Origin of the sequence: Paenibacillus sp. FSL R10-2748, from assembly GCF_038005565.1 — a bacterium.
Taxonomy (GTDB): Bacteria; Bacillota; Bacilli; order Paenibacillales; family Paenibacillaceae; genus Paenibacillus; species Paenibacillus polymyxa_B.
Genome location: NZ_JBBOTK010000006.1, coordinates 349,400 through 374,266, shown reverse-complemented (window position 1 = coordinate 374,266; position 24,867 = coordinate 349,400). Strand labels below are relative to the sequence as shown.

Annotated in this window: 23 protein-coding genes, 15 tRNA genes and 1 pseudogene; 35 read left to right on the top strand and 4 right to left on the bottom strand. The window is 45.1% G+C overall.

All coding sequences use genetic code 11. The features are described from left to right. Positions 1-18: 18 nt before the first annotated feature. The 15 genes from NSS66_RS19970 to NSS66_RS19900 all read left to right on the top strand — a co-directional run bounded on the left by NSS66_RS19970 (position 19) and on the right by NSS66_RS19900 (position 1,428). Positions 19-94, top strand: a tRNA-Asn gene (locus NSS66_RS19970). A 3-nt stretch (positions 95-97) separates the two neighbouring features. Beyond that, positions 98-189 (top strand) — tRNA-Ser (locus tag NSS66_RS19965). A 17-nt stretch (positions 190-206) separates the two neighbouring features. Beyond that, positions 207-278, top strand: a tRNA-Glu gene (locus tag NSS66_RS19960). 68 nt (positions 279-346) lie between these two features. Next, positions 347-422, top strand: a tRNA-Val gene (locus NSS66_RS19955). Between the two features lie 26 nt (positions 423-448). Continuing rightward, positions 449-525, top strand: a tRNA-Met gene (locus NSS66_RS19950). A 15-nt stretch (positions 526-540) separates the two neighbouring features. Beyond that, positions 541-617 (top strand) — tRNA-Asp (locus NSS66_RS19945). A 37-nt stretch (positions 618-654) separates the two neighbouring features. Further along, positions 655-727: transfer RNA gene (locus NSS66_RS19940), tRNA-Phe, on the top strand. Between the two features lie 22 nt (positions 728-749). Next, positions 750-825: transfer RNA gene (locus NSS66_RS19935), tRNA-Thr, on the top strand. 5 nt (positions 826-830) lie between these two features. Continuing rightward, positions 831-916, top strand: a tRNA-Tyr gene (locus tag NSS66_RS19930). A 7-nt stretch (positions 917-923) separates the two neighbouring features. Next, positions 924-997, top strand: a tRNA-Trp gene (locus NSS66_RS19925). Positions 998-1,014: 17 nt separating this feature from the next. Next, a tRNA-His gene (locus NSS66_RS19920) sits at positions 1,015-1,087 on the top strand. A gap of 10 nt (positions 1,088-1,097) precedes the next feature. Further along, positions 1,098-1,172, top strand: a tRNA-Gln gene (locus NSS66_RS19915). A gap of 7 nt (positions 1,173-1,179) precedes the next feature. After that, positions 1,180-1,251 (top strand) — tRNA-Gly (locus tag NSS66_RS19910). A gap of 12 nt (positions 1,252-1,263) precedes the next feature. After that, positions 1,264-1,338, top strand: a tRNA-Cys gene (locus NSS66_RS19905). Positions 1,339-1,349: 11 nt separating this feature from the next. After that, positions 1,350-1,428 (top strand) — tRNA-Leu (locus NSS66_RS19900). Between the two features lie 257 nt (positions 1,429-1,685). Here the strand turns inward: NSS66_RS19900 and NSS66_RS19895 are convergent. Together NSS66_RS19895 and NSS66_RS19890 are read right to left on the bottom strand one after the other, a co-directional pair. Beyond that, positions 1,686-2,183 carry a tyrosine-type recombinase/integrase gene (locus tag NSS66_RS19895; protein ID WP_340959611.1) on the bottom strand — a complete coding sequence of 166 codons (498 nt, stop codon included), beginning with the start codon at positions 2,181-2,183 and terminating at the stop codon, positions 1,686-1,688. 681 nt (positions 2,184-2,864) lie between these two features. Further along, entirely contained in the window at positions 2,865-3,047 is a 183-nt protein-coding gene (locus NSS66_RS19890; RefSeq protein WP_023990249.1) for a hypothetical protein, read from the bottom strand. Positions 3,048-3,267: 220 nt separating this feature from the next. Between NSS66_RS19890 and NSS66_RS19885 the strand changes: the two genes are divergently transcribed. The 14 genes from NSS66_RS19885 (at position 3,268) to NSS66_RS19820 (ending at position 15,104) form a co-directional block, all read left to right on the top strand. After that, positions 3,268-3,789 (top strand): MarR family transcriptional regulator, encoded by a 522-nt coding sequence (locus tag NSS66_RS19885; RefSeq protein ID WP_023990248.1) that lies wholly within the window; start codon positions 3,268-3,270, stop codon positions 3,787-3,789. Next, positions 3,770-4,546, top strand: a complete 777-nt coding sequence (gene sufC, locus NSS66_RS19880) for a Fe-S cluster assembly ATPase SufC (RefSeq protein ID WP_023990247.1) — start codon at positions 3,770-3,772, stop codon at positions 4,544-4,546. The genes NSS66_RS19885 and sufC overlap by 20 nt, the downstream gene beginning before the upstream one ends. Positions 4,547-4,569: 23 nt before the next feature. Next, complete coding sequence (gene sufD / locus NSS66_RS19875; protein WP_371263099.1) at positions 4,570-5,877, top strand: Fe-S cluster assembly protein SufD; 1,308 nt, start codon at positions 4,570-4,572, stop codon at positions 5,875-5,877. Positions 5,878-5,920: 43 nt separating this feature from the next. Continuing rightward, positions 5,921-7,318: a Fe-S cluster assembly protein SufB gene (gene sufB, locus NSS66_RS19870; protein WP_023990245.1), complete on the top strand. Its 1,398-nt coding sequence runs from the start codon at positions 5,921-5,923 to the stop codon at positions 7,316-7,318. Positions 7,319-7,631: 313 nt separating this feature from the next. After that, positions 7,632-7,871: a NifU family protein gene (locus tag NSS66_RS19865; protein ID WP_013373004.1), complete on the top strand. Its 240-nt coding sequence runs from the start codon at positions 7,632-7,634 to the stop codon at positions 7,869-7,871. A gap of 385 nt (positions 7,872-8,256) precedes the next feature. Then, entirely contained in the window at positions 8,257-8,808 is a 552-nt protein-coding gene (locus NSS66_RS19860; protein ID WP_340959610.1) for a TetR/AcrR family transcriptional regulator, read from the top strand. Between the two features lie 114 nt (positions 8,809-8,922). Further along, complete coding sequence (locus NSS66_RS19855; RefSeq protein ID WP_340959609.1) at positions 8,923-10,185, top strand: MFS transporter; 1,263 nt, start codon at positions 8,923-8,925, stop codon at positions 10,183-10,185. A gap of 130 nt (positions 10,186-10,315) precedes the next feature. Continuing rightward, the gene (locus NSS66_RS19850) at positions 10,316-10,627 is read left to right on the top strand and encodes a LiaF transmembrane domain-containing protein (protein ID WP_013311898.1); all 312 of its coding nucleotides are present in this window, start codon (positions 10,316-10,318) and stop codon (positions 10,625-10,627) included. Between the two features lie 84 nt (positions 10,628-10,711). Further along, positions 10,712-11,383 carry a PspA/IM30 family protein gene (locus NSS66_RS19845; protein ID WP_340959608.1) on the top strand — a complete coding sequence of 224 codons (672 nt, stop codon included), beginning with the start codon at positions 10,712-10,714 and terminating at the stop codon, positions 11,381-11,383. Between the two features lie 7 nt (positions 11,384-11,390). Then, positions 11,391-11,879, top strand: a complete 489-nt coding sequence (locus NSS66_RS19840; RefSeq protein ID WP_023990239.1) for a PspC domain-containing protein — start codon at positions 11,391-11,393, stop codon at positions 11,877-11,879. Then, positions 11,879-12,583, top strand: a complete 705-nt coding sequence (locus NSS66_RS19835) for a PspA/IM30 family protein (RefSeq protein ID WP_023990238.1) — start codon at positions 11,879-11,881, stop codon at positions 12,581-12,583. Before NSS66_RS19840 ends, NSS66_RS19835 begins: the two co-directional genes overlap by 1 nt. A gap of 149 nt (positions 12,584-12,732) precedes the next feature. After that, positions 12,733-13,380: a cell wall-active antibiotics response protein LiaF gene (liaF, locus tag NSS66_RS19830; RefSeq protein ID WP_023990237.1), complete on the top strand. Its 648-nt coding sequence runs from the start codon at positions 12,733-12,735 to the stop codon at positions 13,378-13,380. Positions 13,381-13,396: 16 nt separating this feature from the next. Beyond that, positions 13,397-14,476: a sensor histidine kinase gene (locus NSS66_RS19825; RefSeq protein ID WP_023990236.1), complete on the top strand. Its 1,080-nt coding sequence runs from the start codon at positions 13,397-13,399 to the stop codon at positions 14,474-14,476. Then, positions 14,454-15,104: a response regulator gene (locus NSS66_RS19820; protein ID WP_013372995.1), complete on the top strand. Its 651-nt coding sequence runs from the start codon at positions 14,454-14,456 to the stop codon at positions 15,102-15,104. The genes NSS66_RS19825 and NSS66_RS19820 overlap by 23 nt, the downstream gene beginning before the upstream one ends. A 75-nt stretch (positions 15,105-15,179) precedes the next feature. Here NSS66_RS19820 and NSS66_RS19815 read toward each other — a convergent pair whose 3' ends face one another. Further along, on the bottom strand, positions 15,180-15,623 hold the full coding sequence (locus tag NSS66_RS19815; protein WP_023990234.1) for a hypothetical protein: 444 nt from the start codon (positions 15,621-15,623) through the stop codon (positions 15,180-15,182). Between the two features lie 245 nt (positions 15,624-15,868). Between NSS66_RS19815 and NSS66_RS19810 the strand changes: the two genes are divergently transcribed. From NSS66_RS19810 to NSS66_RS19800, 3 genes are all read left to right on the top strand, one after another. After that, positions 15,869-16,633, top strand: a complete 765-nt coding sequence (locus tag NSS66_RS19810) for a YwmB family TATA-box binding protein (protein ID WP_028541400.1) — start codon at positions 15,869-15,871, stop codon at positions 16,631-16,633. A 187-nt stretch (positions 16,634-16,820) separates the two neighbouring features. Continuing rightward, positions 16,821-18,377, top strand: coding sequence for a glucose-6-phosphate dehydrogenase (gene zwf / locus NSS66_RS19805; protein WP_023990232.1), 1,557 nt, complete (start codon positions 16,821-16,823; stop codon positions 18,375-18,377). A 308-nt stretch (positions 18,378-18,685) separates the two neighbouring features. Further along, positions 18,686-20,266, top strand: a complete 1,581-nt coding sequence (locus tag NSS66_RS19800) for a peptide chain release factor 3 (RefSeq protein WP_013311888.1) — start codon at positions 18,686-18,688, stop codon at positions 20,264-20,266. Positions 20,267-20,417: 151 nt separating this feature from the next. Here NSS66_RS19800 and NSS66_RS19795 read toward each other — a convergent pair whose 3' ends face one another. After that, positions 20,418-20,651 carry a small acid-soluble spore protein SspI gene (locus NSS66_RS19795; RefSeq protein WP_016819939.1) on the bottom strand — a complete coding sequence of 78 codons (234 nt, stop codon included), beginning with the start codon at positions 20,649-20,651 and terminating at the stop codon, positions 20,418-20,420. 160 nt (positions 20,652-20,811) lie between these two features. Here NSS66_RS19795 and NSS66_RS19790 point away from each other — a divergent pair. From NSS66_RS19790 to NSS66_RS19780, 3 genes and pseudogenes are all read left to right on the top strand, one after another. Beyond that, a pseudogene (locus tag NSS66_RS19790) lies at positions 20,812-21,477 on the top strand (potassium channel family protein); the annotation flags it as partial. An 82-nt stretch (positions 21,478-21,559) separates the two neighbouring features. Then, positions 21,560-22,348 (top strand): TrmH family RNA methyltransferase, encoded by a 789-nt coding sequence (locus NSS66_RS19785; RefSeq protein WP_023990230.1) that lies wholly within the window; start codon positions 21,560-21,562, stop codon positions 22,346-22,348. Positions 22,349-23,393: 1,045 nt separating this feature from the next. Then, entirely contained in the window at positions 23,394-24,833 is a 1,440-nt protein-coding gene (locus NSS66_RS19780) for a 6-phospho-beta-glucosidase (protein ID WP_071558272.1), read from the top strand. The last annotated feature ends 34 nt before the right edge of the window (positions 24,834-24,867 follow it).

Here is a 24,867-nt window from a genome sequence, read left to right as displayed (position 1 = left end):
GAGCTTTATGATTAATATTCCCTGATAGCTCAGTTGGTAGAGCACTCGACTGTTAATCGAGTTGTCACAGGTTCGAGTCCTGTTCGGGGAGCCATATGGAGAGGTGTCCGAGTTGGCCGAAGGAGCACGATTGGAAATCGTGTAGGCGCCAAAAGCGTCTCGAGGGTTCGAATCCCTCTCTCTCCGCCATAATTATTTTATTGCATGGCCCGTTGGTCAAGGGGTTAAGACACCTCCCTTTCACGGAGGTAACAGGGGTTCGAATCCCCTACGGGTCATAAAAATATCATAAAAGAACTTGCAATAAAAAGTTCATTATGGTATAATATGAGAAGTGCTTAATTGTGGAGGCTTAGCTCAGCTGGGAGAGCATCTGCCTTACAAGCAGAGGGTCGGGGGTTCGAGCCCCTCAGCCTCCACCATTTGAAAATTAAATATTTATTATTGTCGCGGGGTGGAGCAGTTCGGTAGCTCGTCGGGCTCATAACCCGAAGGTCGCAGGTTCAAATCCTGCCCCCGCAACCAATTAAAATTTATTATGGAACTGTGGTGTAGAGGCCTAACATGCCTGCCTGTCACGCAGGAGATCGCGGGTTCGAATCCCGTCAGTTCCGCCATTAGTAATACAACGTTTAATGAAGAGCCTTATAATAAGGCTCGGTAGCTCAGTCGGTAGAGCAGAGGACTGAAAATCCTCGTGTCGGCGGTTCGATTCCGTCCCGAGCCACTTTTAATTGAATATTTTATGTGCCGGTGTAGCTCAACTGGTAGAGCAACTGACTTGTAATCAGTAGGTTGGGGGTTCAAGTCCTCTCGCCGGCACCATTTTTGGAGGATTAGCGAAGTGGCCAAACGCATCAGACTGTAAATCTGCTCCCTTACGGGTTCGGTGGTTCGAATCCATCATCCTCCACCAGTTTTATAGGGGCATAGTTTAAAGGTAGAACAACGGTCTCCAAAACCGTTGGTGTGGGTTCAATTCCTGCTGCCCCTGCCAATTATTCATTACTTGCGGCGGTCGTGGCGAAGTGGTTAACGCACCGGACTGTGACTCCGGCATTCGTGGGTTCAAGCCCCATCGGCCGCCCTTTACTTATTGGGGATTAGCCAAGCGGTAAGGCAACGGACTTTGACTCCGTCATGCATAGGTTCAAATCCTATATCCCCAGCCATCTTTATGCGGACGTGGCTCAGCGGTAGAGCATCGCCTTGCCAAGGCGAGGGTCGCGGGTTCGATTCCCGTCGTCCGCTTTGTTACACTCTGGCGCCATAGCCAAGTGGTAAGGCAAAGCTCTGCAAAAGCTTTATTCCCCAGTTCAAATCTGGGTGGCGCCTCCATAATTGAATATGCCGGCGTGGCGGAATGGCAGACGCGCTCGACTCAAAATCGAGTGGGAAACCGTGGAGGTTCGAGTCCTCTCGCCGGTATTAACTAAAAGAGTTCATTAGAGATAATCTCTAGTGGGCTTTTTTTATTTGAGCTTTAGTACCCCACTCATTGCTTGAGCTGAAGACACCTTTGAGTTGTATTCGAAATGCGAATAAATATTTGCCGTTGTTGCATAATCGCTGTGGCCTAACCATTCCTGAACTTCTTTCATGCTTACCCCTAATACATCTACATAAATATACTCCAGGTATTCAAGACAATAAGAATTGTCAGAAGATAAGCGATAGGATTTCTGTTATTCCTTCATACGAATCAGAAGCTCATAGAACGTGTCCACCAGTGGCAGTATACGGCGACTGGCTTTATTCTTGGTTCGGTCCTTTTCAATTTCAATATATCTACCATTCAAATTGCCCGATGTGGCGGTATGTTTAATATTAATAGTCCAATTCAATAAATCAATAGACGACCATTTTAATCCTACGACCTCGCTTCGGCTTAGCCCATAAAAGGCAGCCAGGATAACGAAAAGTTCAATTCTTTCGCCTCGAATTACTGCGAGGAGTTGATTCAGCTCCTCGGCATTGTAGAAGCTCACGACGTAATTGTTCTTTTTTGGGCTTTCAACTAAGTCAGGGAGATTCGCCACAATCAGCTTTATTTTCACGGCATACTGAAGGGCTCTGCAAATGTTCGCGTGGTAATGAATAACGGTATTGGCGCTGACACCTTGCACATTCATTTCATGGGTATACAAGGTCTGAAAATCCTCTGTAGTTAAATCATCAAGCAATACATCCCTTTCTCTCGGAAAAAGGATCTACGCGGCCTTTTACAGTGTCGGAATAGGAGATATAGGAGATAAGCCCGATACTGTTTTTCATCATCTCTAGCCATTGAAGCATAAAGTCTGCGAACAGCCTTTTGCTATTACCGGATGGAGTAGCCGCTTTTACTCTTACAGCATATCTTCGTTTTCAACCGCGAGTGCTTGTCCTTCCATATGATAATTCTTCCTGGCTTCCTGAAGCAAGATTTCGGCTCTTTTCTTGGTTCCTTTTATCTTAAGCCCCGTAGGGATCCATTTTGGTTATCGTTTACCATTCTCATCTTTACAGTTAGGCGGATGTCCCGTTGCGCTTTCTCCTCTTCCAACAACTCCAGAGGGTGAACCCGATCCTTTTTCAAATACCGGTTGAGCTTCGGAATGGATTTGCTACAAAAGTGGTAGCTGAATCCGCCGATGGATTGCTTTAGCGCCCAGAAGGTGCATTTGATTTTGAACCGGGCGGTATAAAGTTCGATGATCTAGGTCGCCTCCAGTGTCAGATCGGTGCTGGCTAGAATGGGGCATCGCCTGTTCGGATTCACCAGCAAAAACCACAGTTTTTGGTATACTCTTTGGCCCCATAACATATCCAGACACAGGTAACTGACGGATTATTCATTGCCATACATGCTCACGATAGCGTACTCAAACGCTGCGGTACGGCTTTAAAACAGCTCGGCCAAGCACCACCTTTGTCCTCTTTTTACGGTAGCGACCCCGGTCTGTGGCAGGTGTACCATGACGTTCATAGGCAACGGTATTGGACTTGGCTTCGGTTACCATATCCATCCGGGTGCTGCCGAATTGATCAGAGGTAGGCAAAACCATTTCCGGGACGTGCCCTAGTCAAAACACAGCATGAGGCCGATGACAATGACAACAAACCCATGAAAAGCGCCTCCAAAATTGCGTCACATTTAACACAATTGATATTGATTATCAATATCAATTGTGTTAATATAATTTTGTTCACTTGTGAACAAAAAATAATCTAATGGTGACACTGAACTTGGTCTGCAACTACTACAAGAGAGGGGAGATTGGGAAATTGGAGTTTCAAAATCATTTTAAAGGTCATCTTTACGAGCAATATATTAAAATGCTACATCTGAATGAGCTGTATACTGAACAAGAATTTAACTCGTTTCGGCAACAGGCCAGAAAGTACCAGATTGACATGCTCTCCAACAATATTACTAGTGTACACGTTATTGATTGCATTGGTGATTATGAACCGATAAATCATACCGGGATTGTGGAGAAGATGGGGTTGTCCAAAGCTAGCATTACTAAAATTAGTGCAAAGCTGCTGGAAATGGGCTTCATTATGAGAAGTCAACTGAACAGCAATCGTAAGGAGATTTACTTTAGTTTAACGGATAAGGGAAGACACGTTTATCATTTGCATAAAGAACTGCACAAAGAAAAAGAAGAAAGGTTTTACCAATTCATTGAATCCTATTCAGAGGTTGAGCTGCAGACTATTGGAAAATTTATGAGTGATTTGGTGGCGCGTGCCGAAGAATACTCCGAAGGGAAGTTTACGATAAATGACGACATTAAAGATTGAGGAATTAAGATCCAAGATTGAAGGGAAAGAAATTTTAAAAGGGCTCACACTGGAGATTCATGGCGGAGAGATTCATGCGATTATGGGGCCTAATGGGACGGGAAAAAGTACATTAGCTTCAGCTTTAATGGGCCATCCCAAATATGAGGTTACTGGCGGTAAGGTGACATTGGACAATGAAGACCTTCTGGAGATGGAGGTGGATGAGCGTGCCCAGGCAGGCTTGTTCCTCGCTATGCAATACCCAAGTGAAATTGCTGGCGTGACCAACTCGGACTTTCTCAGAAGTGCCATCAATGCACGGCGTGAAGAAGGCGATGAGATATCCTTAATCCGTTTTATCCGTGAAATGGAGAGCAAAATGAAGGGGCTGGAGATGAACCCGGAATTTGTGCATCGTTATTTGAATGAGGGATTCTCTGGCGGTGAAAAAAAGCGGAATGAGATTTTGCAAATGATGCTACTTGAACCCAAGTTTGTGATCCTGGATGAAGTGGACTCAGGGCTTGATATTGATGCACTGCGTATTGTGGCCAATGGCGTAAATGAGATGCGCAGCCCGGATAGAGGCTTTTTAATCATCACCCATTATCAACGACTGTTGAATTATATTACCCCGGATTTTGTGCATGTCATGATGCAAGGCCGGATAGTTAAATCTGGCGGTCCGGAGCTTGCCCACCGTTTGGAGGCTGAAGGGTACGATTGGGTGAAGGAGGAACTTGGGATTACGGATGAGACGGTAAGGGAAGCTTAAAAGCCGGAGAGGAGGAACAGCACGTGGATATACAAGCTAGAGTTTCAATGAATGTGGACGATTTACGCGCATGGTCAAGCGCTAAGGATGAACCTCGTTGGCTGATTGAACGCCGCGTTCACGCACTCGAACTGGCAGGGACGCTGGAGTTGCCTAAAGTGGAGAAAATCAATCTCGAAAAATGGGATATCTACGAAAGTGGAGATTACAAGGCTGAGAATGCGTGGTCTAGTTTGGAGGAAGCGCCGGAGGTTGTTCGAGGTTTGGTTGCTTCTCCGGTGAAAGGCGGACTAATCGTTCAGTTCAACTCGGATGTAGTGTATACGAAATTGTCCGAGAGCTTAGCCGCCCAGGGAGTCATTTTAACGGATCTGCATACTGCGGCAAAAGAGCATGAGGAGCTGGTTCAACGTTATCTCTTTCAGGCAGTAAAGCCAGAAGAACATCGTTTATCTGCTGCACACAGTGCCTTATGGAGTGGTGGCGTTTTTCTATATGTCCCAGACGGTGTAGAGGTTGAAGCACCTATTCAAGCGATCTTTCTTAACGATACAAGCGGTGTGTGTTTTGCTCCTCACGTCTTAATTGTGGCAGGGAGCAACAGCAAGATCACTTATGTGGATAATTGTGTATCAAGTGGTGATGATGTCAAGGTATTGCATAACGGTGTGACGGAGGTCTTCGCGGGGGCGGGCTCAAAGGTGCAAGTAGCTTCGGTTCATCAGCTTGCTGCAACTACAACAGATTTCACCCAGCGACGGGCGGTCGTTCTTGCTGATGGGGGTGTGGAATGGATTATTGGTGAGATGAACAATGGTTATACCGCCAGCGATACCAAAACTTTGCTACAAGGCAACGGGGCGGTCTCCGACAATAAGGTGATTGCTATTGGCACGGGCAATCGAAAATCGAGCTATACAACTCAAGCTCAGCATTTTGGCAGAAGCTCGGTAAGCCAGATGATTACGCGTGCAGTCATGCTTGAAGAAGCTACGGCCATTATCAACGGCATTACAAAGATTGAAAAAGGTGCAACCCATTGTGATGGTCAGCAAACAGAACGCGTGCTTATGCTAAGTCCTAAAGCTCGCGGCGATGCCAATCCGATCCTGCTGATAGATGAGGATGATGTAACCGCGGGTCATGCTGCATCCGTGGGGCAAGTAAATGCAGAGCAAATCTATTATCTGATGTCGCGCGGGATATCACGGAGTGAAGCCGAACATCTTGTTATTTTTGGATTTCTCGCTCCTGTCATTTCGGAGATCCCGCTGGAAGGTGTTCGCAGTCGCCTAAAAGATTTAGTGGAAAGCAAGCTCGGCAGATCATAGCAAATCAAAATGAATCTTGAAAGGTTAAAAAGGAGTGATACTAATGGCTAAAAAAGCACCAGATATGGGCGAATATAAATATGGGTTTCGCGACAAGCACCAGTCTATTTTTCAATCTGGAAAAGGTCTGACGGAAGAGATTGTCCGGGAAATTTCCCGGATCAAGGAAGAGCCGGAGTGGATGCTCAATTTTCGGTTGAAAGCTTTGAATCAATTCTACAAAATGCCGATGCCTGAATGGGGAGCGGATTTGACCGGGCTAAATCTTGATGACATCCAGTATTACGTTCGCCCTTCTGAAAAACAGGGAAAGACCTGGGAGGAGGTTCCTTCCGAGATCAAAGCAACCTTTGACAAGCTGGGAATCCCTGAAGCGGAGCAAAAGTTCCTGGCGGGCGTATCCGCTCAATATGAGTCGGAAGTAGTTTATCACAGCATGCGGAAAGAACTGGAGGATCAGGGCGTTATTTTCCTTGATACGGATAGTGCATTAAAGCAATACCCCGAAGTGTTTAAGCAACATTTTGGGACGATCATCCCTCCTGCCGACAATAAATTTGCGGCGCTTAATAGTGCAGTTTGGTCAGGCGGTAGCTTTGTATACATTCCGAAGGGTGTTCAGTGCGAGGTTCCTATACAAGGTTATTTCCGTATTAATTCTGAAAATATGGGTCAATTCGAGCGGACATTAATTATTGCCGAAGAGGGCAGCTTTGTCCATTATGTTGAAGGATGTACAGCACCTATTTATAGTACCAGTTCTCTGCATAGTGGAGTTATTGAAATTATTTGCCGGAAAGATTCCCGTGTCCGTTACACGACCATTCAGAATTGGGCTCCTAATATCTACAACTTGGTAACCCAAAGGGCTGTGGCAGAAGAAAATGCCACAATGGAATGGGTGGACGGCAACATCGGCTCCAAGGTAACAATGAAGTATCCGGCAGTATTATTGAAAGGACGGGGAGCCAAGGGGTCCATCCTGTCTATTGCCGTAGCCGGTAAAGATCAGCATCAAGATGCTGGCGCGAAGGTAATTCACCTTGCTCCCGAGACAACATCTACGATTATATCCAAATCCATCAGCAAGCAGGGCGGAAAAGTAAACTACCGAGGGTTGTCCAGCTTCAGCCGCGATTCCGCAGGGTCCAAGTCCAATATTAAGTGCGATACGTTGATATTGGACAACATGTCAACATCAGATACGATTCCGTACAATGAAATTAAAAACGATCAGATTACTTTGGAGCACGAGGCAACAGTATCCAAAGTGTCCGAGGAACAATTGTTTTACTTAATGAGCCGCGGGCTTACAGAACAAGATGCTACACAAATGATTGTAATGGGCTTTATTGAACCGTTTACCAAAGAATTGCCAATGGAATATGCCGTTGAAATGAATCGGTTGATTCAATTTGAGATGGAAGGAAGCATCGGTTGATTCATTAATTTAATAGATCAAACCTTTATCATTCTTTAAAGAGGTGCTAGTAATGAAGAAAAATAATTCGGACGATTCAGAACTAGCTCAAATTACCCGAGAGATACGAAAACTTCAGTTCTGCTTCAATATGCTGTCAGGATTGAGCGCAAGTTGTGGTGTGATGATACCTTTAGACTCTATTCATACGCTTATAAGGGAACTTTCGGATCAAGAGGTCACTCTTAGGCAAAAAGCAAAGGATCACTCAGACGATCTAGGGTGAAAAAAGGTCTGAATTGACGGTTGATAAAAAATGGGAGGAGTTGACATAATGGATGAAAATGGAGTTTTATTCGATGAAGTATCGGAAGTTCTTCTCAAACTACGTCCTTTCTTACTGCGTGACGGTGGAGATGCTGAACTGGTCGAAGTTGAGAACGGTATAGCAAAATTAAGATTTTTGGGAGCTTGCAATGGTTGCCCAAGTGCTACGATTACGTTAAAGGTTGCTATTGAGCGCGCAATTCTTGAGGAAATTGATGATATTAAAGAAGTTGTACAAGTATTCTAAATTCCTTGATACTGAGCAACTGAGTTAGTCCTGTCGCAGACCATAGCTACGGAAGTTGATCCCGCTGCTCAATACCAAAGTACATCGACAGATTACCTTGCGGGTCGAAATCGACGAGCAGCGCTTATTTTCCTTCATTAAACAAGGTATTATCAAGATTGTATTCGGTATCGAGTGGGAAACCGTGGAGGTTCGAGTCCTCTCGCCGGTATACACAAAAGGGTGATAAAATGCTTAAAGGCATTTTATCATCCTTTTTATTATATATTCATGATTTTGGCAACAAGGTTAACATGGATTTGACCAGCGCTTTGATCTTATCGTAAGATGATGGTACTGAAAAAACTTTTCTAGTTTACTGAGCGCGAAAGAAATGAGGACGAATATGCAGGAAAGAATTTTGGAGGCTTTTGTAGAGGAAGTTCATGAAAATGGTTTGAAATTTACGATGGATGATCTTGCGAAAAGACTCGCCATTAGTAAGCGTACGTTGTATGAACATTTTTCGTCTAAGACGCTTATTTTAGAAACACTTATTGAGCGTACTAATGATGATATGATTCGTAAAACTGAGCAAATTATCGAAAATAATGAGTTATCTTTGTTAGACAAGATTAAGCAGTCGATTAGGGTCATGCCTCTGTATTATAAGTTTTACGATTTAAGAATATTGGACCAGATGAAAAAGTATTATCCTGAGCAATGGAAAAGGGTACATGCCGATTTAAATGACTGGTCTCCGATTAGAAGATTAATTCAGGAAGGCATTCGAGAAGGAATAATAGTGAACAAAAATGAGGCTCTGATCATGAAGCTTATTATTGAATCTGTAAATTTAACGCTTGATCAGCGTTTCTTTCTGGATAACAGTGTGACGGTAGAGGAAGCAACTTATTCTATTGTAGATATTCTGTTGTTCGGATTGGTCGAAAAATAAAAAAATAGCCTCAACAATATGCTGCATATTTGAAGAGGCCATTTTTTTATATGAAAACTAATAAAACAATTTTAGTTTCAATTGTTTTTGAAAAAGAATAATGAAGTTTATCTGATGTTGAATAAAGAGATACGGAAAAGGAAGGGTGGAAATATGTCTATACTCACAAGAAATCGAGGAGCAATGCTGTTATTGATGCTTAACATTTTTTTGGCATTCATGGGGATTGGCTTAGTTGTCCCTGTGTTACCTAAGTTTATAAGTGAGCTAGGGATGAATGGTTCCTCGATGGGGCTGATGGTTGCAGCTTTTGCGTTGACACAGCTTTTGTTATCACCATTGTCAGGAAAGTTGTCTGATCGTTATGGACGTAAAAAGTTGATTGTTTCTGGGATGTTCATCTTCATGTTATCAGAGCTTGTTTTTGGACTGGCAAATTCCATTCCTACCCTGTTCATAGCACGAATCATGGGTGGAGCAGGGGCAGCATTGCTTACTCCTTCTATTATGGCCTATGTAGCTGACGTGACCTCGTTTGAGGAAAGAGGCAAGGGAATGGGAATGATCAATGCAGCGATCAACACAGGCTTCATAATAGGACCAGGGATTGGCGGTTTGCTTGCCACATATGGAATACGCATTCCCTTCTTTGCGGCAGCAGGAGCTGCGGGAATAGCGGCTATCTTGTCTCTGTTAGTGCTGCCTGAGTCTTTAAGCAAGGAAAAGCAACAATTTAATAGAGAGCTTCCACGTCAAAAAGAAAATCTTTTGCAGCAATTTGCCAAGTCATATCAATCTCCATATTTCATGGGTTTACTCATTGTATTTGTCGTTGCTTTTGGGTTAGCGAACTTTGAAACAGTGTTTGGACTGTTTGTTGACCATAAATATGGTTTTACACCAATGGATATTGCCATCATTATAACGACAGGCTCCATTATGGGAGCAGTTGTCCAAGCAACTATATTTGGATGGATCATTAATCGTTTTGGAGAGAAAAAAGTCATTCACCTCTGTTTGGCTATTGGGGGCGTTTTCATTTTTCTAACCCTATTTGCTGAACAGTATGTGATGATTATGCTGACGACCTTTATCATTTTTCTGGCTATGGATATCCTTCGTCCAGCAGTAAGCACTTCTCTATCCCGGCAGGCCGGAGATGAGCAAGGCTTTGTGGCAGGAATGAACTCATCCTATACAAGCTTGGGTAATGTGATTGGACCGTTAATTGCAGGACTGTTGTTCGATGTTCATATTAACCTGCCTTATATGGTTGCAGCTATAGCGTTACTGGCTTGTCTTGTCCTGTCACTACGCTCCAAGAAAGCGGGTGAGCAACACTCGATAGCCCGTGCAGCAGAACAGCATAGAGGGTGATAGCCGCAGGTCTATATTCATCCCCGACTTAGGTCTAGGTTCAAAAACCGTCTGGGGTCCGTTTTGTCGAACGCTAAGTCAGCGTACAATAAGAACATAAGCAAGACACAGTGAAAGGCGGTGAGAGATGATGAGAGTTAACAAAGGGAATGGGTTAGCCATTGTACTGATCGTGTTGGGTTCGATTATGCTGCTCGGTAAGTTTACTCCGTTTTTCGGTCACTTTTTAGGACATCTGATTGGTTACTTAATTCCGATAGCTATGGTCATGCTAGGCTACTACGGTGTGAAAAAAGGAAATGCGCTCTTCGGCTGGATCGTACTTGTACTCGGGGTACTGATTTTGCTTGGCAAACTGTCCTGGCTTCTGGGACCGCTACTGGCAATCGGGTTGATCATATTTGGTGTTTCCCTGCTGAGTGACCGCAGAAGACGTTACTGATTTAGCAGTTTGGCGAATGAAAAAAGATTGTAGCAACGAAGTGATAAATTATGGCAATACGAATTGTGAAAGGAGCAGACGCAAATGAGTGTTTTTCGAAGAATGCGCGATATCACGGTAGCGACCTTCAATGAGCATTTGGAACAAAGCCAAGACCCGGTGCAACTAATTGACCAGTTCTTGTATAATACCCGCCAGGAAATTGCCGAAGCGGAAAAACTCCATCAACAGTATGCGATGCATACAAGACAGATGAAGCAGCAGTTGGATCATGCATTGTCCATGCAGACCAAACGGGAGGAACAGGCGCTACTGGCTTTGAAGGCTGATGAAGAACATATCGCGAAGCTGGCCCTTCAGGAGAAAATGCTATATGCAGAAAAAGAAGAGCAGTATAGAGAACTGTGGGAGCAGAGCCGTGAATCACTACGTGAGCTAGAACAACAGCTAGATACGTTAAAGACAGAATATCAAACGGTACACAGCAAGCGTCAGTATTATGCGGCACGTGTACAGACGTTGAGACTCCAGCAGCAAATGAACGAACGGGCTGGTACATACGGTGGACGAAATGTTCCCCGAATGTTCAACCGCTTGGAAGACCGGGTAGCCGATATGGAAGCAGAAACGATGAGTCTGCGTGATTTACTTCGGGGTGAGGGCGACCATGTACAGGATGCCCAAGGCGGTGGATCGTTGCTTGAACAAGAGTGGGAGAGACTGAAAAGCAAGCTGAACAACAGCGGGAAGGAGTAAATTGATAATGACCCGAATTTACAGATCAAGCCGGGATAGAGTAATAACAGGTGTATGTGGCGGTCTTTCTGACGCAACAGGAATGGACTCAACATGGATTCGTATTCTGGTTGTGATCAGTTTCTTTATTACAGCAGGAACCACATTTATGATTTATGTGATTGCGGCACTGGTTATCTCCAAGGAGCCGAGATCTCCTTTCGATGGAGGATTTGGCCCTGACAGCGGACCCTATAATCAACAGGACCCGCGCTATTATGGCAGTAACAATACAAGATCGCAGTATGGGCAGGGAACTGGTTACAATCAGGGCGGCGCATACGGCAATTCGAACCCGTTTTTTGGTCAAGATGCCCGCAACTCATCCAAATTTAACACAGGTCAGAACAACGACTTGGATTCCATGATGGAAGATATTGAGAAAAAGGCAATGAAAAAAGAATTGGCAGAGTTACGCAAAAAAGTAGAGCAATTCGAGAAGGGAGATCGTAAATAATGGGGATCTTTAAAAGAATGAAGGATATGACAAGAGCATCGGTGAATGAAGTGTTGGATAAAGTGGAAGATCCGATTATTATGTTGAATCAATATTTGCGCGATATGGAGGCGGAAATTCACGAGGCTGAGGTAACGGTTGCCAAGCAAATGGCGAATGAACGACGTATGAAACAGCGTTTGGAGGAAGCGGTACGTGTATCCAATGAGCGTGAGAAGCAAGCCGAATCCGCATTACGAAATGGTCAGGAAGAAGTAGCACGAAAGCTGTTGGGAGAGAAGATTTATTTTGTGCAAAAGCAGGACGAATACCGCGACTTGCATACACAAGCTGAGCTTCAAGCAAAAGAATTAGTACAACAGCTTCACGACATGAAAGATGAGTTCTATAAAATGCGCAACAAGCGCAATGAGTTGGTATCCCGTGCTCAAATGGCGAAAGCCAAAAAGCAAATGTCTCAAATCAATAGTTTGCACACGATTGAAAGTGGGTCTGCTTCATTGGGCTTCCACCGTATGGAAGAAAAAATCATGCAAATGGAAGCTGAAGCTGACGTACTGCGTGCTCCTTACCGTCAAGCTCCAGGAGAAGCATATATTAATCCAGCTGAGGCTGAAAAACAGTTTAAAGTGGATGAGCAGCTTCAACAGCTTAAGTCCAAAATTCAGACAGGTGCTAAACCAGTCGATATGAAGAAGGACTGACTACTCGGAAACAAGACATTATGATATGCTGTATGGAATGGACATTGGTCGATGATCGTGCTCAATCTGTATGGTCCGGGAAAGCCATATGGCGGAATGTCGCGCCACTATGGCTTTTCCGTCCTGTATAAACATAAAGGGGGTGCAGCATGGAGAGAAAAAAATCAGCCTTGGCACTGGCAGGAATTGGCATCGGGATTATCATTTTATTCGGTCAGTGGATTGGGTTCCTCTCCGTGGTTGCACTGATCCTAATGTTGGCCGGAATATATAAGATCCGTAATTCCAAAATCAAAAAAGGTTACACGATGCTTGCGATTGGTGCTGGACTGTTAGTGCTGGATCATTTGTTCCTGTTTGTGGTAGTTACACTAGCATCATTAGCTGTATTCTATTCACGTTCAAGGAAGCTGCATAAAGGTCAAAGCTCCATATTCAAGCACAATTTTATATCCAATCATAAATGGGATGAAGTGCCTTGGAGTCTGCGCAGCACAAGCATATGGCATGTGGTTGGGGACGTGGATGCTGACCTGACGTTGGCTCTCCCAGAGGAACGTGAGTCCGTCATATTTCTACAAGGGATCTTCGGTGACATTGACATCACGTTACCGGATAATTACGGTGTAGAGGTGGAGATGCTCGTATTGTTCGGACAGATTCAGTTTGACCGGGATCATGAGGCGGGGATGCTCAATCGACTGGTTTGGAAGTCTCCCCATTTTGAGCAGAGTGAGTATAAAGTGAAGTTTGTCGTTTCGTACTTGGCGGGCGATGTCCGCGTCCGATTTTATTGAATCAGGAGGAGCCGGGATGAATCATAAAAAAACGTCCAACATGGTAACCCGCAGTATGGGTGAAGGTATCCTCCTGTGTGTTGTTGTGGGCGTAGTTGTCTTTTATATGCTGTATACATATGGATATGTGAAGTCGTTCCCAACCTGGGGCATGATATTGAAAGTTGCAGGAGCCGTTATACTGGTGTTGATTGGTACAGGGGCAATGTACGGATTTTATGAGAGCTACCGCTTTAAAAGCAGATTGGAAATGTTGAGAGAGACGTTGCTGATGTGGGAAAAGGGAACCCCTGCACGTGAGTTGCCGCCCCTAGGGCATGATGAGCTTGGCAGGCTGGGAGAGCAGCTGGAACGGATCGGGCGTAAATGGCAGGAACAAGTTACGTCTTTACAACGCTTATCCACGGATAATGCTCAGTTGGCAGAACAGGCACGGATGACTGCGATTGTGGAGGAGCGGCAGCGGCTGGCCAGAGAGTTGCATGACGCCGTATCACAGCAATTATTTGCTATTTCAATGACGGCGACGGCTGTGGGGAGGACGCTGGATAAGGATTTTGATAAAGCGCAGCGTCAAGTTGCGCTAATTGAAGAAATGTCTTCCGTGGCACAATCCGAAATGCGGGCGTTACTACTTCATCTGCGGCCTGTCTATCTGGAAGGAAAACGGCTTGAGCAGGGTTTGCGTGATTTGGTACAGGAGTTGCAGGCAAAGGTACCGATGGAGATTGATTTTGAGATTGAAAGCGGAGTACAGTTGGTTAAAGGCATTGAGAACCACTTGTTTCGTATTGTTCAGGAAGCGATGTCTAATACATTGCGTCATGCCAAAGCAACCCGCATGGAAATTCGTATCGTGCAACGCCCGGATTCCATCAGGCTGACGATTCGGGATAACGGTATTGGTTTTGAACTGGATGAGAAAAAGCAGACTTCATATGGATTATCCACAATGCAGGAGCGGGTCAGTGAAATTGGGGGAGCTATTCAATATATAACGGCACCGGGAAAAGGAACACGGATCGAGGTGTCCGTGCCAGTTATTAATGATGAAAGCGGAAGGAACGATGATCATGGAAACGGAATTACCGATTAGCGTACTGCTGGTAGACGACCATGAAATGGTACGGATTGGTCTTGCGGCGGTGCTGGGGACGGAAGAAGGTATTGAAGTGGTCGGCGAGGCTGGAAGCGGAGAAGAAGGCATACGGTTGGCTTCCGAATACAAGCCAAATGTCATTTTGATGGATCTGGTCATGGATGGCATGGATGGCATCGAAACGACACGCCAAGTAACTCGTCTGCTTCCAGAGACAAAGGTGATTGTGCTGACGAGTTATTTGGACGATGAGAAAATGTATCCGGTCATTGAGGCAGGGGCATTCAGCTATTTGCTCAAAACGTCTCGTGCTTCCGAGATAGCGGATGCGATCCGTGCAGCTGCACGCGGACAGTCCGTACTAGAGTCACAGGTGGCCTCCAAGATGATGAATCGATTTCGCCAGCCACAGGCTGAGGCACCCGCGCATACGGAACTGACTGATCGTGAGATGGAGGTGCTTCGCCTGTTGGCACAAGGGAAGTCTAATCAGGATATCGCAGATGAGCTGATTATCGGGATTAAGACGGTAAAATTCCATGTCACGAACCTTCTCGCTAAATTAGGAGTGGAAGACCGTACACAGGCGGCGATCTATGCCTATAAGAACGGATTAGCAGAGTAGAATGTAGAATAAACGAATACAAAAAACCGGAGACGACAATAGTCCTCCGGTTTTTTGTATTCCATAACAAGGTGTTTAGATCAGGAGGAATAAAAAGGCGATTAAAGCCAGATCTAGTGCAAGCCCTGCCCCGTATCCATATCCGCCGTACCCACCGCGATAGCCTGGTCTGCCATTTCCAGCAAATCCGCCTGCGTCATAAGGAAAGGATGGACTCAGAGGTTCGTTAGGCGGCTTAATTAAGGCATTTAGTTTGGCAGAGGTACGAGCTTTGTTTTTAGGATTCCTTTTTTTCTTTTTAGAGGAATTCTTTTTTGGGGATTGTTTTCCTTTGTTACTGTAGCTCCCGGCGTAGAGACTGCCAGGAAAGGAGGATGGATATCCGTTCAACATCAGCTTGCCTTTGCTACACCCACTTAAGATGCCGATGTGTCGTGTACCATCACGCATAACGGCACAGACCAGACGTCCACCATGAGGTGCCACATTGGCTTCATTTACAGGATAAATCGGAAACATGATTTCACCTCTTTTGGTGTAAGATGCATTGTGATCATAGTCTATTCTTACGGTGCCTACGATGTATGGTCGAACACCCAGTAGGCAGATGAATATTTTAGAAGGGCTTTGCCGTAGCTGTGTGTATAAAACCTTTGACAAAGGGAATGCTATTGATAGATTGATAGATTTCAAACCAGCCGAAAAAGAAAGTAACCAGAGCGTAGGTGTGGGAATCGGATGGTTGTGGAGCGGGGGGAACGATAATGTTAAAAGCAGAGCTGATTAAAAAAGGGATTATTGCAATTTTGGTATTAGGAACGGTGCTGGTACTGGCTGGCTGGCGCTACGGAACCCTTCAGACAAACCGATATGATTCCCGCGAAGCAGAAACGGCTTTACGTTCATTGTTAATCATCTCGGACCAGGCCCCGGGTACGTTGGATAAGCTGGTTGTGAAGTGGCAAGGCGATTGGATTTCTAACCATGAAGAGCCGGCAGATGTGGCGGCACAGATAGCCGATCAGCTGAATATACCCACAGTAAACAAACTCGTAGAAAATGGACACACGGTTTATCGTTCTGTTCGTCATAGTGAGGATCTAAGAATCCGCTTAAATGTGATGGAACGTCAAACTGGACAATGGTATGTAGTTGTTCAACTGGAGAGTAATAATGCAGGACGTGAGCGGTTGATTCAGCTTCATAAACTTTGTGCTGAGCAATTAAAATCTATGGGGATTCAAGCGCAGTGGAACACAGCCCTTCAGCGTTCGCTGCATACAAAGGAATCCAAAGATCAACTGTTGAAACTGACAGAGGCGAGCTTAGCAGAGAACATCTCCATGCAGGCCAAAGAAAGATATACGGATGCGACTACTGTGGCTATATCCTATGAAGCTCCAGAGCTGCCGTTAATGATTCAAAGCGGTGAGCATCAGGTCCAGATGCAGATGGCTGTACATGAAGATAGGGAGCAGCAGAATACACGTATAACGCTCGGTTTCCCGCTCATCACGATTGAATACTGACTTATAAGGTAAATTTATGATTCATCGGATAGCTTATCCATGTAGGATATGATAAAATATCATCAAATCTTTAGTTCCATGTTTTTCGAAAATCAAGTATGATCTTGTATAAATATACACAATACTACATGCGGATTTCGGGGATTGTGGATTGCGGAATCTTGACATGGGAAGAATGAGGTACTTCATGGCTGACATACCTGCTAAAGAATCTGTTGTGACGCAAGGCGCAGTTCTGTTTATTTTTGGCGCTACGGGCGATTTGGCTCGTCGCAAGCTTTTTCCTGCTATTTACAGCTTGTACCGCGAAGGCAAGCTTGCTGAAGATTTTGCCGTTATTGGTGTAGCAAGGCGTCCGCGCACAGAGGAAGAATTCCGTAATGACCTGTATGCTTCCATACAGGAGTTTAGTCGCTACAAAGCAGAAAATGATCAAGAATGGCAGGCATTTGCCGAGCATTTTGAATATAAATCGCTGGATATAAACAATGTCGAAGGGTTCCATGAGCTGAGACAGCAGACGGAGTCTATAGAAAGCAAGTTTAACATACCGGGAAATCGGTTGTTTTATTTGGCCTTGGCTCCTGAATTATTCGGAAGCGTGTCGAAGAGCTTGAAAGATGGCGGCATGATGGATGGAAAAGGCTGGAATCGCCTAGTAATTGAGAAGCCATTCGGTTATAACCTCGAATCTGCACAAGAATTGAACGTTGAAATACGAGAAGTATTTGCCGAAGAAGAAATTTATCGGATTGATCACTATCTTGGTAAGGAAATGGTACAAAATATTGAGGTGATCCGCTTCGCGAACGCCTTCTTTGAACCACTGTGGAATAATAAGCATATTGCCAATGTGCAAATTACGCTTAGTGAAACGGTAGGGGTGGAGGAACGCGGAGGTTACTACGATCATTCCGGCGCTTTGCGGGATATGGGACAGAACCATATGTTGCAAATGCTAACGATGATTGCGATGGAACCACCTAGTCGTTTGTTGCCTGAGGATATCCGTGATGAAAAGGTAAAAGTGCTGCGTTCGCTGCGCCCTTTTGAAACGTCTGAGGATGTGAAAACCAATGTGGTACGTGGCCAATACACCGAAGGCAGTTATCGCGGCCAGCAGTTGCCGGGGTATCGCCAAGAAGACAAGGTAGATCCACAGTCGAACACAGAGACTTATTTTGCTTCACGCGTGTTTGTTGATAATTTCCGTTGGGCTGGCGTACCGTTCTATATTCGTACGGGCAAACGTCTCCCAGTAAAAACAACGGAGATTGTCGTGGAATTTAAGAGCATGCCAACGAACGTGTATCTCGGTCAAAAGCATAAGCTAGAACCGAACTTGCTCGTGATTCGGGTCAATCCAATGGAGGGCATTTACATTAAAATTAATGCCAAGAAACCTGGTTCCGAATCAGATATTGAACCGCTGGCTATGGATTTTTGCCAAAGCTGTATGGTGGGTATCAACTCACCGGAGGCTTATGAACGATTGCTGATGGATGCGATTGAGGGTGATTCGACGTACTTCACGCGTTGGGATGAGGTTGCCACGGCATGGGGATTCGTCGATCGAATCGCCAAGGCATGGCAGCAGACCCCGGATACGCTGGAAACCTATGCTGCAGGCTCATGGGGACCGGAAGGTGCTCACAAGCTATTGGAGCAGGATGGCTTCAAGTGGTGGCCGGTTAGCGGTCAGGATGAAGATAATGTCATCTGGCGAGTAGGCGGCGTTCAGTAATCCCGATTTGTCCTGCATCCCCCTATGTCCTGTTCAGGACGTAAGGGGATGCTTTGCGTTCGGAGTGTGCTATAATAGCTTAGTCTCAGGTTTTCGGTTTGCAACTGATTATAAGTTAAAGGCAGGCTAAAACATGTAAATTGATCGTATTTATAATGAATATGGTAACGGAGTGCGCCGAATACTGGAGCTAATGGCAATATAGCCCATAGAGCCGATGAACTTATGAAAACAGGCGTGCGTCATGGCCTTTTTATGAATAGCTTGAGCAGTAATGCAATGGATTTGATCATGAAGGGATATGTGAAATGAGTAAAACAACAGATATACTTCAACAGGAAGTCGACAAACGGCGTACGTTTGCGATTATTTCTCACCCGGATGCGGGTAAAACGACACTGACGGAAAAGCTGCTGCTGTTCGGGGGCGCGATTCGTCTTGCTGGTTCAGTTAAAGCGCGTAAAGCAAGCAAACACGCCACGAGTGACTGGATGGAGATTGAAAAACAGCGGGGGATCTCTGTAACATCCTCAGTAATGCAATTTGATTATAATGGTCACCGCATCAATATTCTGGACACCCCAGGTCACCAGGATTTCAGTGAAGACACGTATCGTACATTAACAGCAGCAGATAGTGCAGTCATGCTGATTGACGTAGCGAAAGGTGTGGAAGCGCAAACGATTAAGCTGTTTCAAGTTTGTGCGAAGCGTGGAATTCCGATTTTCACCTTCATTAACAAACTGGATCGTGAGGGACGCAGTCCTTTTGATTTGATGGAGGAGCTGGAGCAGGTGCTTGGCATCCGTTCGGTGCCTATGAATTGGCCGATTGGTACAGGACGCGAGTTGTGTGGTGTCTATGACCGTGTCAAAAATCAGGTCGAGCTGTTTCAGGGAGATGACCATTCCACGATCAAAGTACAAAAAGTGGAAGATTACAATGATCCAATCATTCGTGAGATGGCGGGCGAATATTTGCATGACCAATTATGCCAAGACTTGGAGTTGCTTGACGTCGCGGGTGACCCTTTTGACATGGAAAAAGTACAGCGTGGAGAATTAACACCTGTATTCTTCGGCAGTGCGATTAATAATTTTGGTGTACAAACATTTTTGGAAAACTTCCTTCAGCTTGCTCCTAAACCGGAGCCGCGCCGTAGTACAGCTGGGGAAATTGAGCCAACAAACGAAAAGTTTACCGGCTATGTATTTAAAATTCAAGCGAACATGAACCCGGCTCACCGTGACCGTATTGCATTTTTGCGTATTGTCTCCGGTAAGTTTCAACGCGGGATGAGTGTTAAGCATGTACGGATGGGCAAGGAGATTAAGCTGTCTCAGCCACAGCAGTTCCTGGCACAGGACCGTGATATTGTCGAGGAGGCTTTTCCTGGCGATATTATAGGATTGTTTGACCCGGGTATTTTCCGTATTGGTGATTCACTCAGCCAAGGTAGCGAGGTTGTGTTTGATGAATTGCCGACCTTTTCGCCTGAGATTTTTGCCAAGGTAACGGTGAAAAATGCCTTGAAGCACAAGCAGTATCTGAAGGGTATTGACCAGTTGACCGAGGAAGGTATGATTCAGGTGTTCCGTACGGTAAGCTTTGACGATACGCTACTAGGTGTTGTCGGTCAACTGCAATTTGAAGTATTTGAGTACCGCATGAAGGGTGAATATGGCGTTGATGTACAGCTTCAGCGTATGCCATTCCAATTTGCACGTTGGATTGTGGATGATCAGATTGATCCGAGCAAGTTCCGTATTAACTCTACGCTGGTAAAGGATAAGAAGGGCAATTATGTTGCCTTGTTCGAAAACGAGTATGCCATGCGTACGGCTATGGAGAAAAACCCGACAGCTAAGTTTTTGGAAATGGCTCCATAAGATTGAGTATGCAGAACCGTTAGATCTCAGTCATTTAGTGTATACAACGAATAGTCCACTCGATGTTAATGCGAGTGGACTATTCTCATTTTAGAATACGGGTAAAATAATGAGCACAATTAAATCGGAACAAAAAGTTAAATAGCTAGAGCTAGGTTAAAGGTACGGGTTTGATTTTATCGATTTGTTCATGTGCCAAATGGACGAAATCGTGCTGCTGGTTTGGACTCATATGCTTCCAAGCAATTTCAAGAATGACACCCAATCCAGGCAAAGCGGCCTCCGGTCCGTCCACTGACCCAATAATCATGTCCGTAAGATCAGCTTCTGATTTGCCGTGTACTTTGTGAACAATTGCTTGTCGTAAATCCATTGTAATGGGCATGTGTACCTCCCGTATGTTGTAGTAGTGGTCGAATGTATTATGGCTTGGGCTGTTGTCCAGTATACATGGAGAAGCATTTGGCATAAGTATGTCAAAATTTATGTTTGTAGCATGATATGCTATACTATGACGGACAGTATGGTGATCGGGAGGTAAAGAAGGAATGGCAAAAAAACAGTATGCGGTCATTGGTATGGGCCGTTTTGGTTCCAGTGTTGCCAGTGCGCTGAGTGAGATGGGTTTTGATGTGCTGGCTATTGACTCGGACGAGCAGCGTACACAGGAAATGTCGAATATTGTGACGCATGCGGTATCTGCCGACTCGACGGATGAGGAAGCGCTGCGAGCGCTGGGTATCCGTAATTTTGACGTAATCGTAGTTGCGATTGGCGAAGATATACAGGCCAGTATTCTGACGACATTGATTCTCAAGGACATGGGCGTACCAGCTCTTGTGGTCAAGGCACAAAATGAATTGCACGGGAAAGTGCTGCAAAAAATAGGTGCGGATAAAGTCGTTTATCCTGAACGGGATATGGGGTTACGGGTAGCTCATCATTTGACATCTCCCAACATTTTGGATTATATCGAGCTGTCCAAGGACTACAGTATTTTGGAGATGAGAGCCGCCGATTCCATGATTGGCAAAAACCTGAAAGAGCTAGACATACGTGCACGCTTCGGCTGCAATGTGATGGCGATTCGTAGAAATCAGGAAATGAATATTTCACCTTATGCCGAAGATCGTCTGGAGCCGGGTGATGTACTGGTCATTGTGGGCCACAAGGATGATCTGACCAAGCTGGAGCTGGCATTTGTAGCCTAATGAAGGCTTGATGTTCAAGTACAAGTGAAGTGATACATTATTTATTTTTAAGAAACGGACAAAGAAATGGAAGGTTAAACGAATGGAAATCATTTCACCGAATAATGCGCGTGTAAAAGAGTGGGCGCAACTGCTGGAGAAAAAGCATCGCACACGGCAGCATAAATATATTGTCGAGGGTATTCATCTGGTGCAGGAAGCGCTGCGTTCAGACGCGGCTGTCGAAACCGTCGCCTATGATTTGGACAAGGGCATTCCCGCCGAGCTGAATGGCCTGGATCCAGCCGACCAGCCGGTGGAATGGGTTCCCGTGTCAGCGGCGGTCATTGCAAAATGCACCGATACGAAGACGCCGCAGTCGGTCTTTGCCATCGTGCGTAAGGAGGAGCGCAGCGCATTCCCGGCATTGCTGGAGCAGCCGGATGCACTGGTGATGGTGCTGGACGGGGTGCAGGACCCCGGCAATGTAGGCACCATCATCCGCAGCGCGGACGCTGCTGGAGCCGCAGGCGTAATATTGGGTCATGGCTGCGCCGACCTGTACAATCCCAAAACGATCCGCTCCACGATGGGATCGTTGTTTCACCTGCCGGTGATTGAAGGCAGTCTGGAGGAGCTTTTACCGCAGGCCAAAAGTAAAGGTGCCCGCTTGCTCAGCACCTCACTGGATGCGAGCTTGTCATGCTATACCATAGATTTGCGTGTTTCCACTTGGCTTGTGATCGGAAACGAAGGCCAAGGTATTTCTGCTGCTACCGCGCGCATGGTGGATGAGTCGGTATTCATTCCGATGCAGGGGCAAGCGGAATCACTGAACGCAGCGATGGCTTCTACGGTGCTATTATTTGAGGCGATGAGACAACGAAACTAAGAGAATGAACACGGGGCTGCTGGTGTGGTTTATAACATCAAATGGGACTATTTATATTGTCAATTGAGACTAGGAACATCCACGCCTGCACCTGGCCTTTCTTCCGCCCTATAGTCCCAACCTGATCCAGTCGAGGGGGCTATGGCTTAAATCCAATGTGGCGAATAACGTGTTTTTTTAGAGGTTTTATAAGATTAAGTTCATGCCGGCCGGTTTATGAAACGAATCAATGAACAACCGCTAGAAACAAGTGGTCGGCTACTGGTTAGGTTATGATCTTAATTGCGGTTTATATAGTAACAAATAGAAAGGTATTTGATTATGATATTCATTAACAAAAAAACTATTAATAAGCTAACTGAATCGCATAGAGAACCTAACATGCTTATCTGCTATTCAACTCCTCAGAGTCTTTCAGCTTGTACAAGTCGAGCTATATTACTCCTAAATAATGATAGGATTATCATCCTTTTCCTCAATCTATTTTCATCTAAAGTAGTAGAAAAAGTTGAATTTGAAGTAGCTGATTTACAAGAACAAAAATATCATTCTATATATCTGTCTTCTGCAATCTGGTCATTTAACATTAAAGGACAGCATTGGAGGTTCAAGATAATCAAAAAAATTATTCCTCTTGGCTCTATGCAAAGGGATTTTCTAAATTTCTTGCAACAAAATATCTTAAATTAGCGACTCTCCGAAAACATGTGCCCTTCCAGACAAAGACGAACAGCCAGGTATCTTTCGTAAAGTCGTTTATCTGGGGTTTCTTTCATGGTTCTATTCATTACCCAATAGGCGATTGACGTAATGCTGTTGGTTTGTTAATTGCGTGTTATTATATCAAATGAATTTGACAGGTTCCCAAATCTTTGTTAGAGTTTCAATCAAATACGTATAACCTTTTCATGGGATGTTACCGATAGGGCATAACCTGAATTGGCTTGTTTACACTGCAAGTGTATACAGGCTGGTTTGGGTTTTTTTATATCCATCACCCACCCTCTGGTACCCCTTTTATCACACATTTGGAAGGAGAACGTTTATGTCCAGTTATATTTTTCCTAAAGACTTTTTATGGGGCGGTGCTCTTGCTGCCAATCAGGCCGAGGGTGCTTATTTGGAAGACGGTAAAGGATTGAGTCTGGTTGATTTGCTGCCTACCGGAGAGAAGAGAAGAAACATAATGAAAGGGAATGTTCCTTCACTGACTCCACTTGAAAGCGAATTCTATCCTTCCCACGAAGCCATTGATTTCTATCACCACTATCGCGAGGATATCGCGCTATTTGCAGAAATGGGATTTAAGGCGCTGCGTGTTTCCATTGCCTGGGCTCGTATTTTTCCAACAGGAGAAGACGCTACTCCAAATGAAGCAGGTTTGCAATTCTACGATGACTTGTTCGACGAGTTGCATAAACATGGCATTCAGCCAGTCGTTACCCTCGCTCATTTTGACGTGCCAGTGGATCTGGTCGAGAAATATGGAAGCTGGCGGAGCCGGAAGCTGGTAAGCCTGTTTGAAACCTATGCTAAAACAGTATTCACCCGCTACAATGATAAAGTGAAATACTGGATGACATTCAACGAGATTAACATGCTTCTCCATTTGCCGTTTCTCGGCGCCGGTCTTGTTTTTCAAGAAGGTGAAAACGTTAAACAGATTCAGTATCAGGCTGCACATCATCAGCTTGTGGCAAGCGCGCTGGCTGTAAAAGCGTGTCACGAGATTATCCCGGATGCCAAGATTGGCTGTATGCTTGCTGCCGGCAGCTTCTATCCGTATACATGTAATCCCGAAGATGTGTATCAGGGCATGGAAAAAGACCGCGAGTCCTACTTCTTCATTGATGTACAGTCACGCGGCGAATATCCTGGCTATGCGAAGCGCTTCTTCAAGGATCATGGATTAAACATTGAGATGGAATCAGGCGACGCAGCCATTTTGAAAGATCATACCGTTGACTATATCGGATTCAGCTATTATTCAAGCCGGACGACCAGCACAGACCCGGAAATCGTCAAGAACATGACCAGCGGTAATGTATTTGGCTCTGTGGCCAATCCATATCTGGACAAGTCCGAATGGGGCTGGACGATCGATCCAAAAGGATTCCGCATCACAGCCAACCAATTGCATGACCGTTACCAAAAGCCTCTGTTCGTAGTGGAAAACGGTTTTGGTGCCAATGATGTGGTTTCGCCTGAAGGAGAAGTTAACGACGATTACCGGATCGACTATCTCAAGCGGCATATTGCCGAAATGGGTGAGGCTCTTCAAGACGGAGTCGAAATTATCGGTTACACAAGTTGGGGACCTATTGACATTGTCAGCGCTTCCTCAGGAGAGATGAAAAAACGCTACGGTTATATTTATGTGGACCGCGACAACGAAGGCAACGGTTCATTGAAACGTATTAAAAAGAAAAGCTTCCACTGGTACAAAAACGTAATTCATTCCGACGGAGAAAATTTGGGCGAATAATCGTACCACAAGAAAATAGGATCGGATGTCCCGG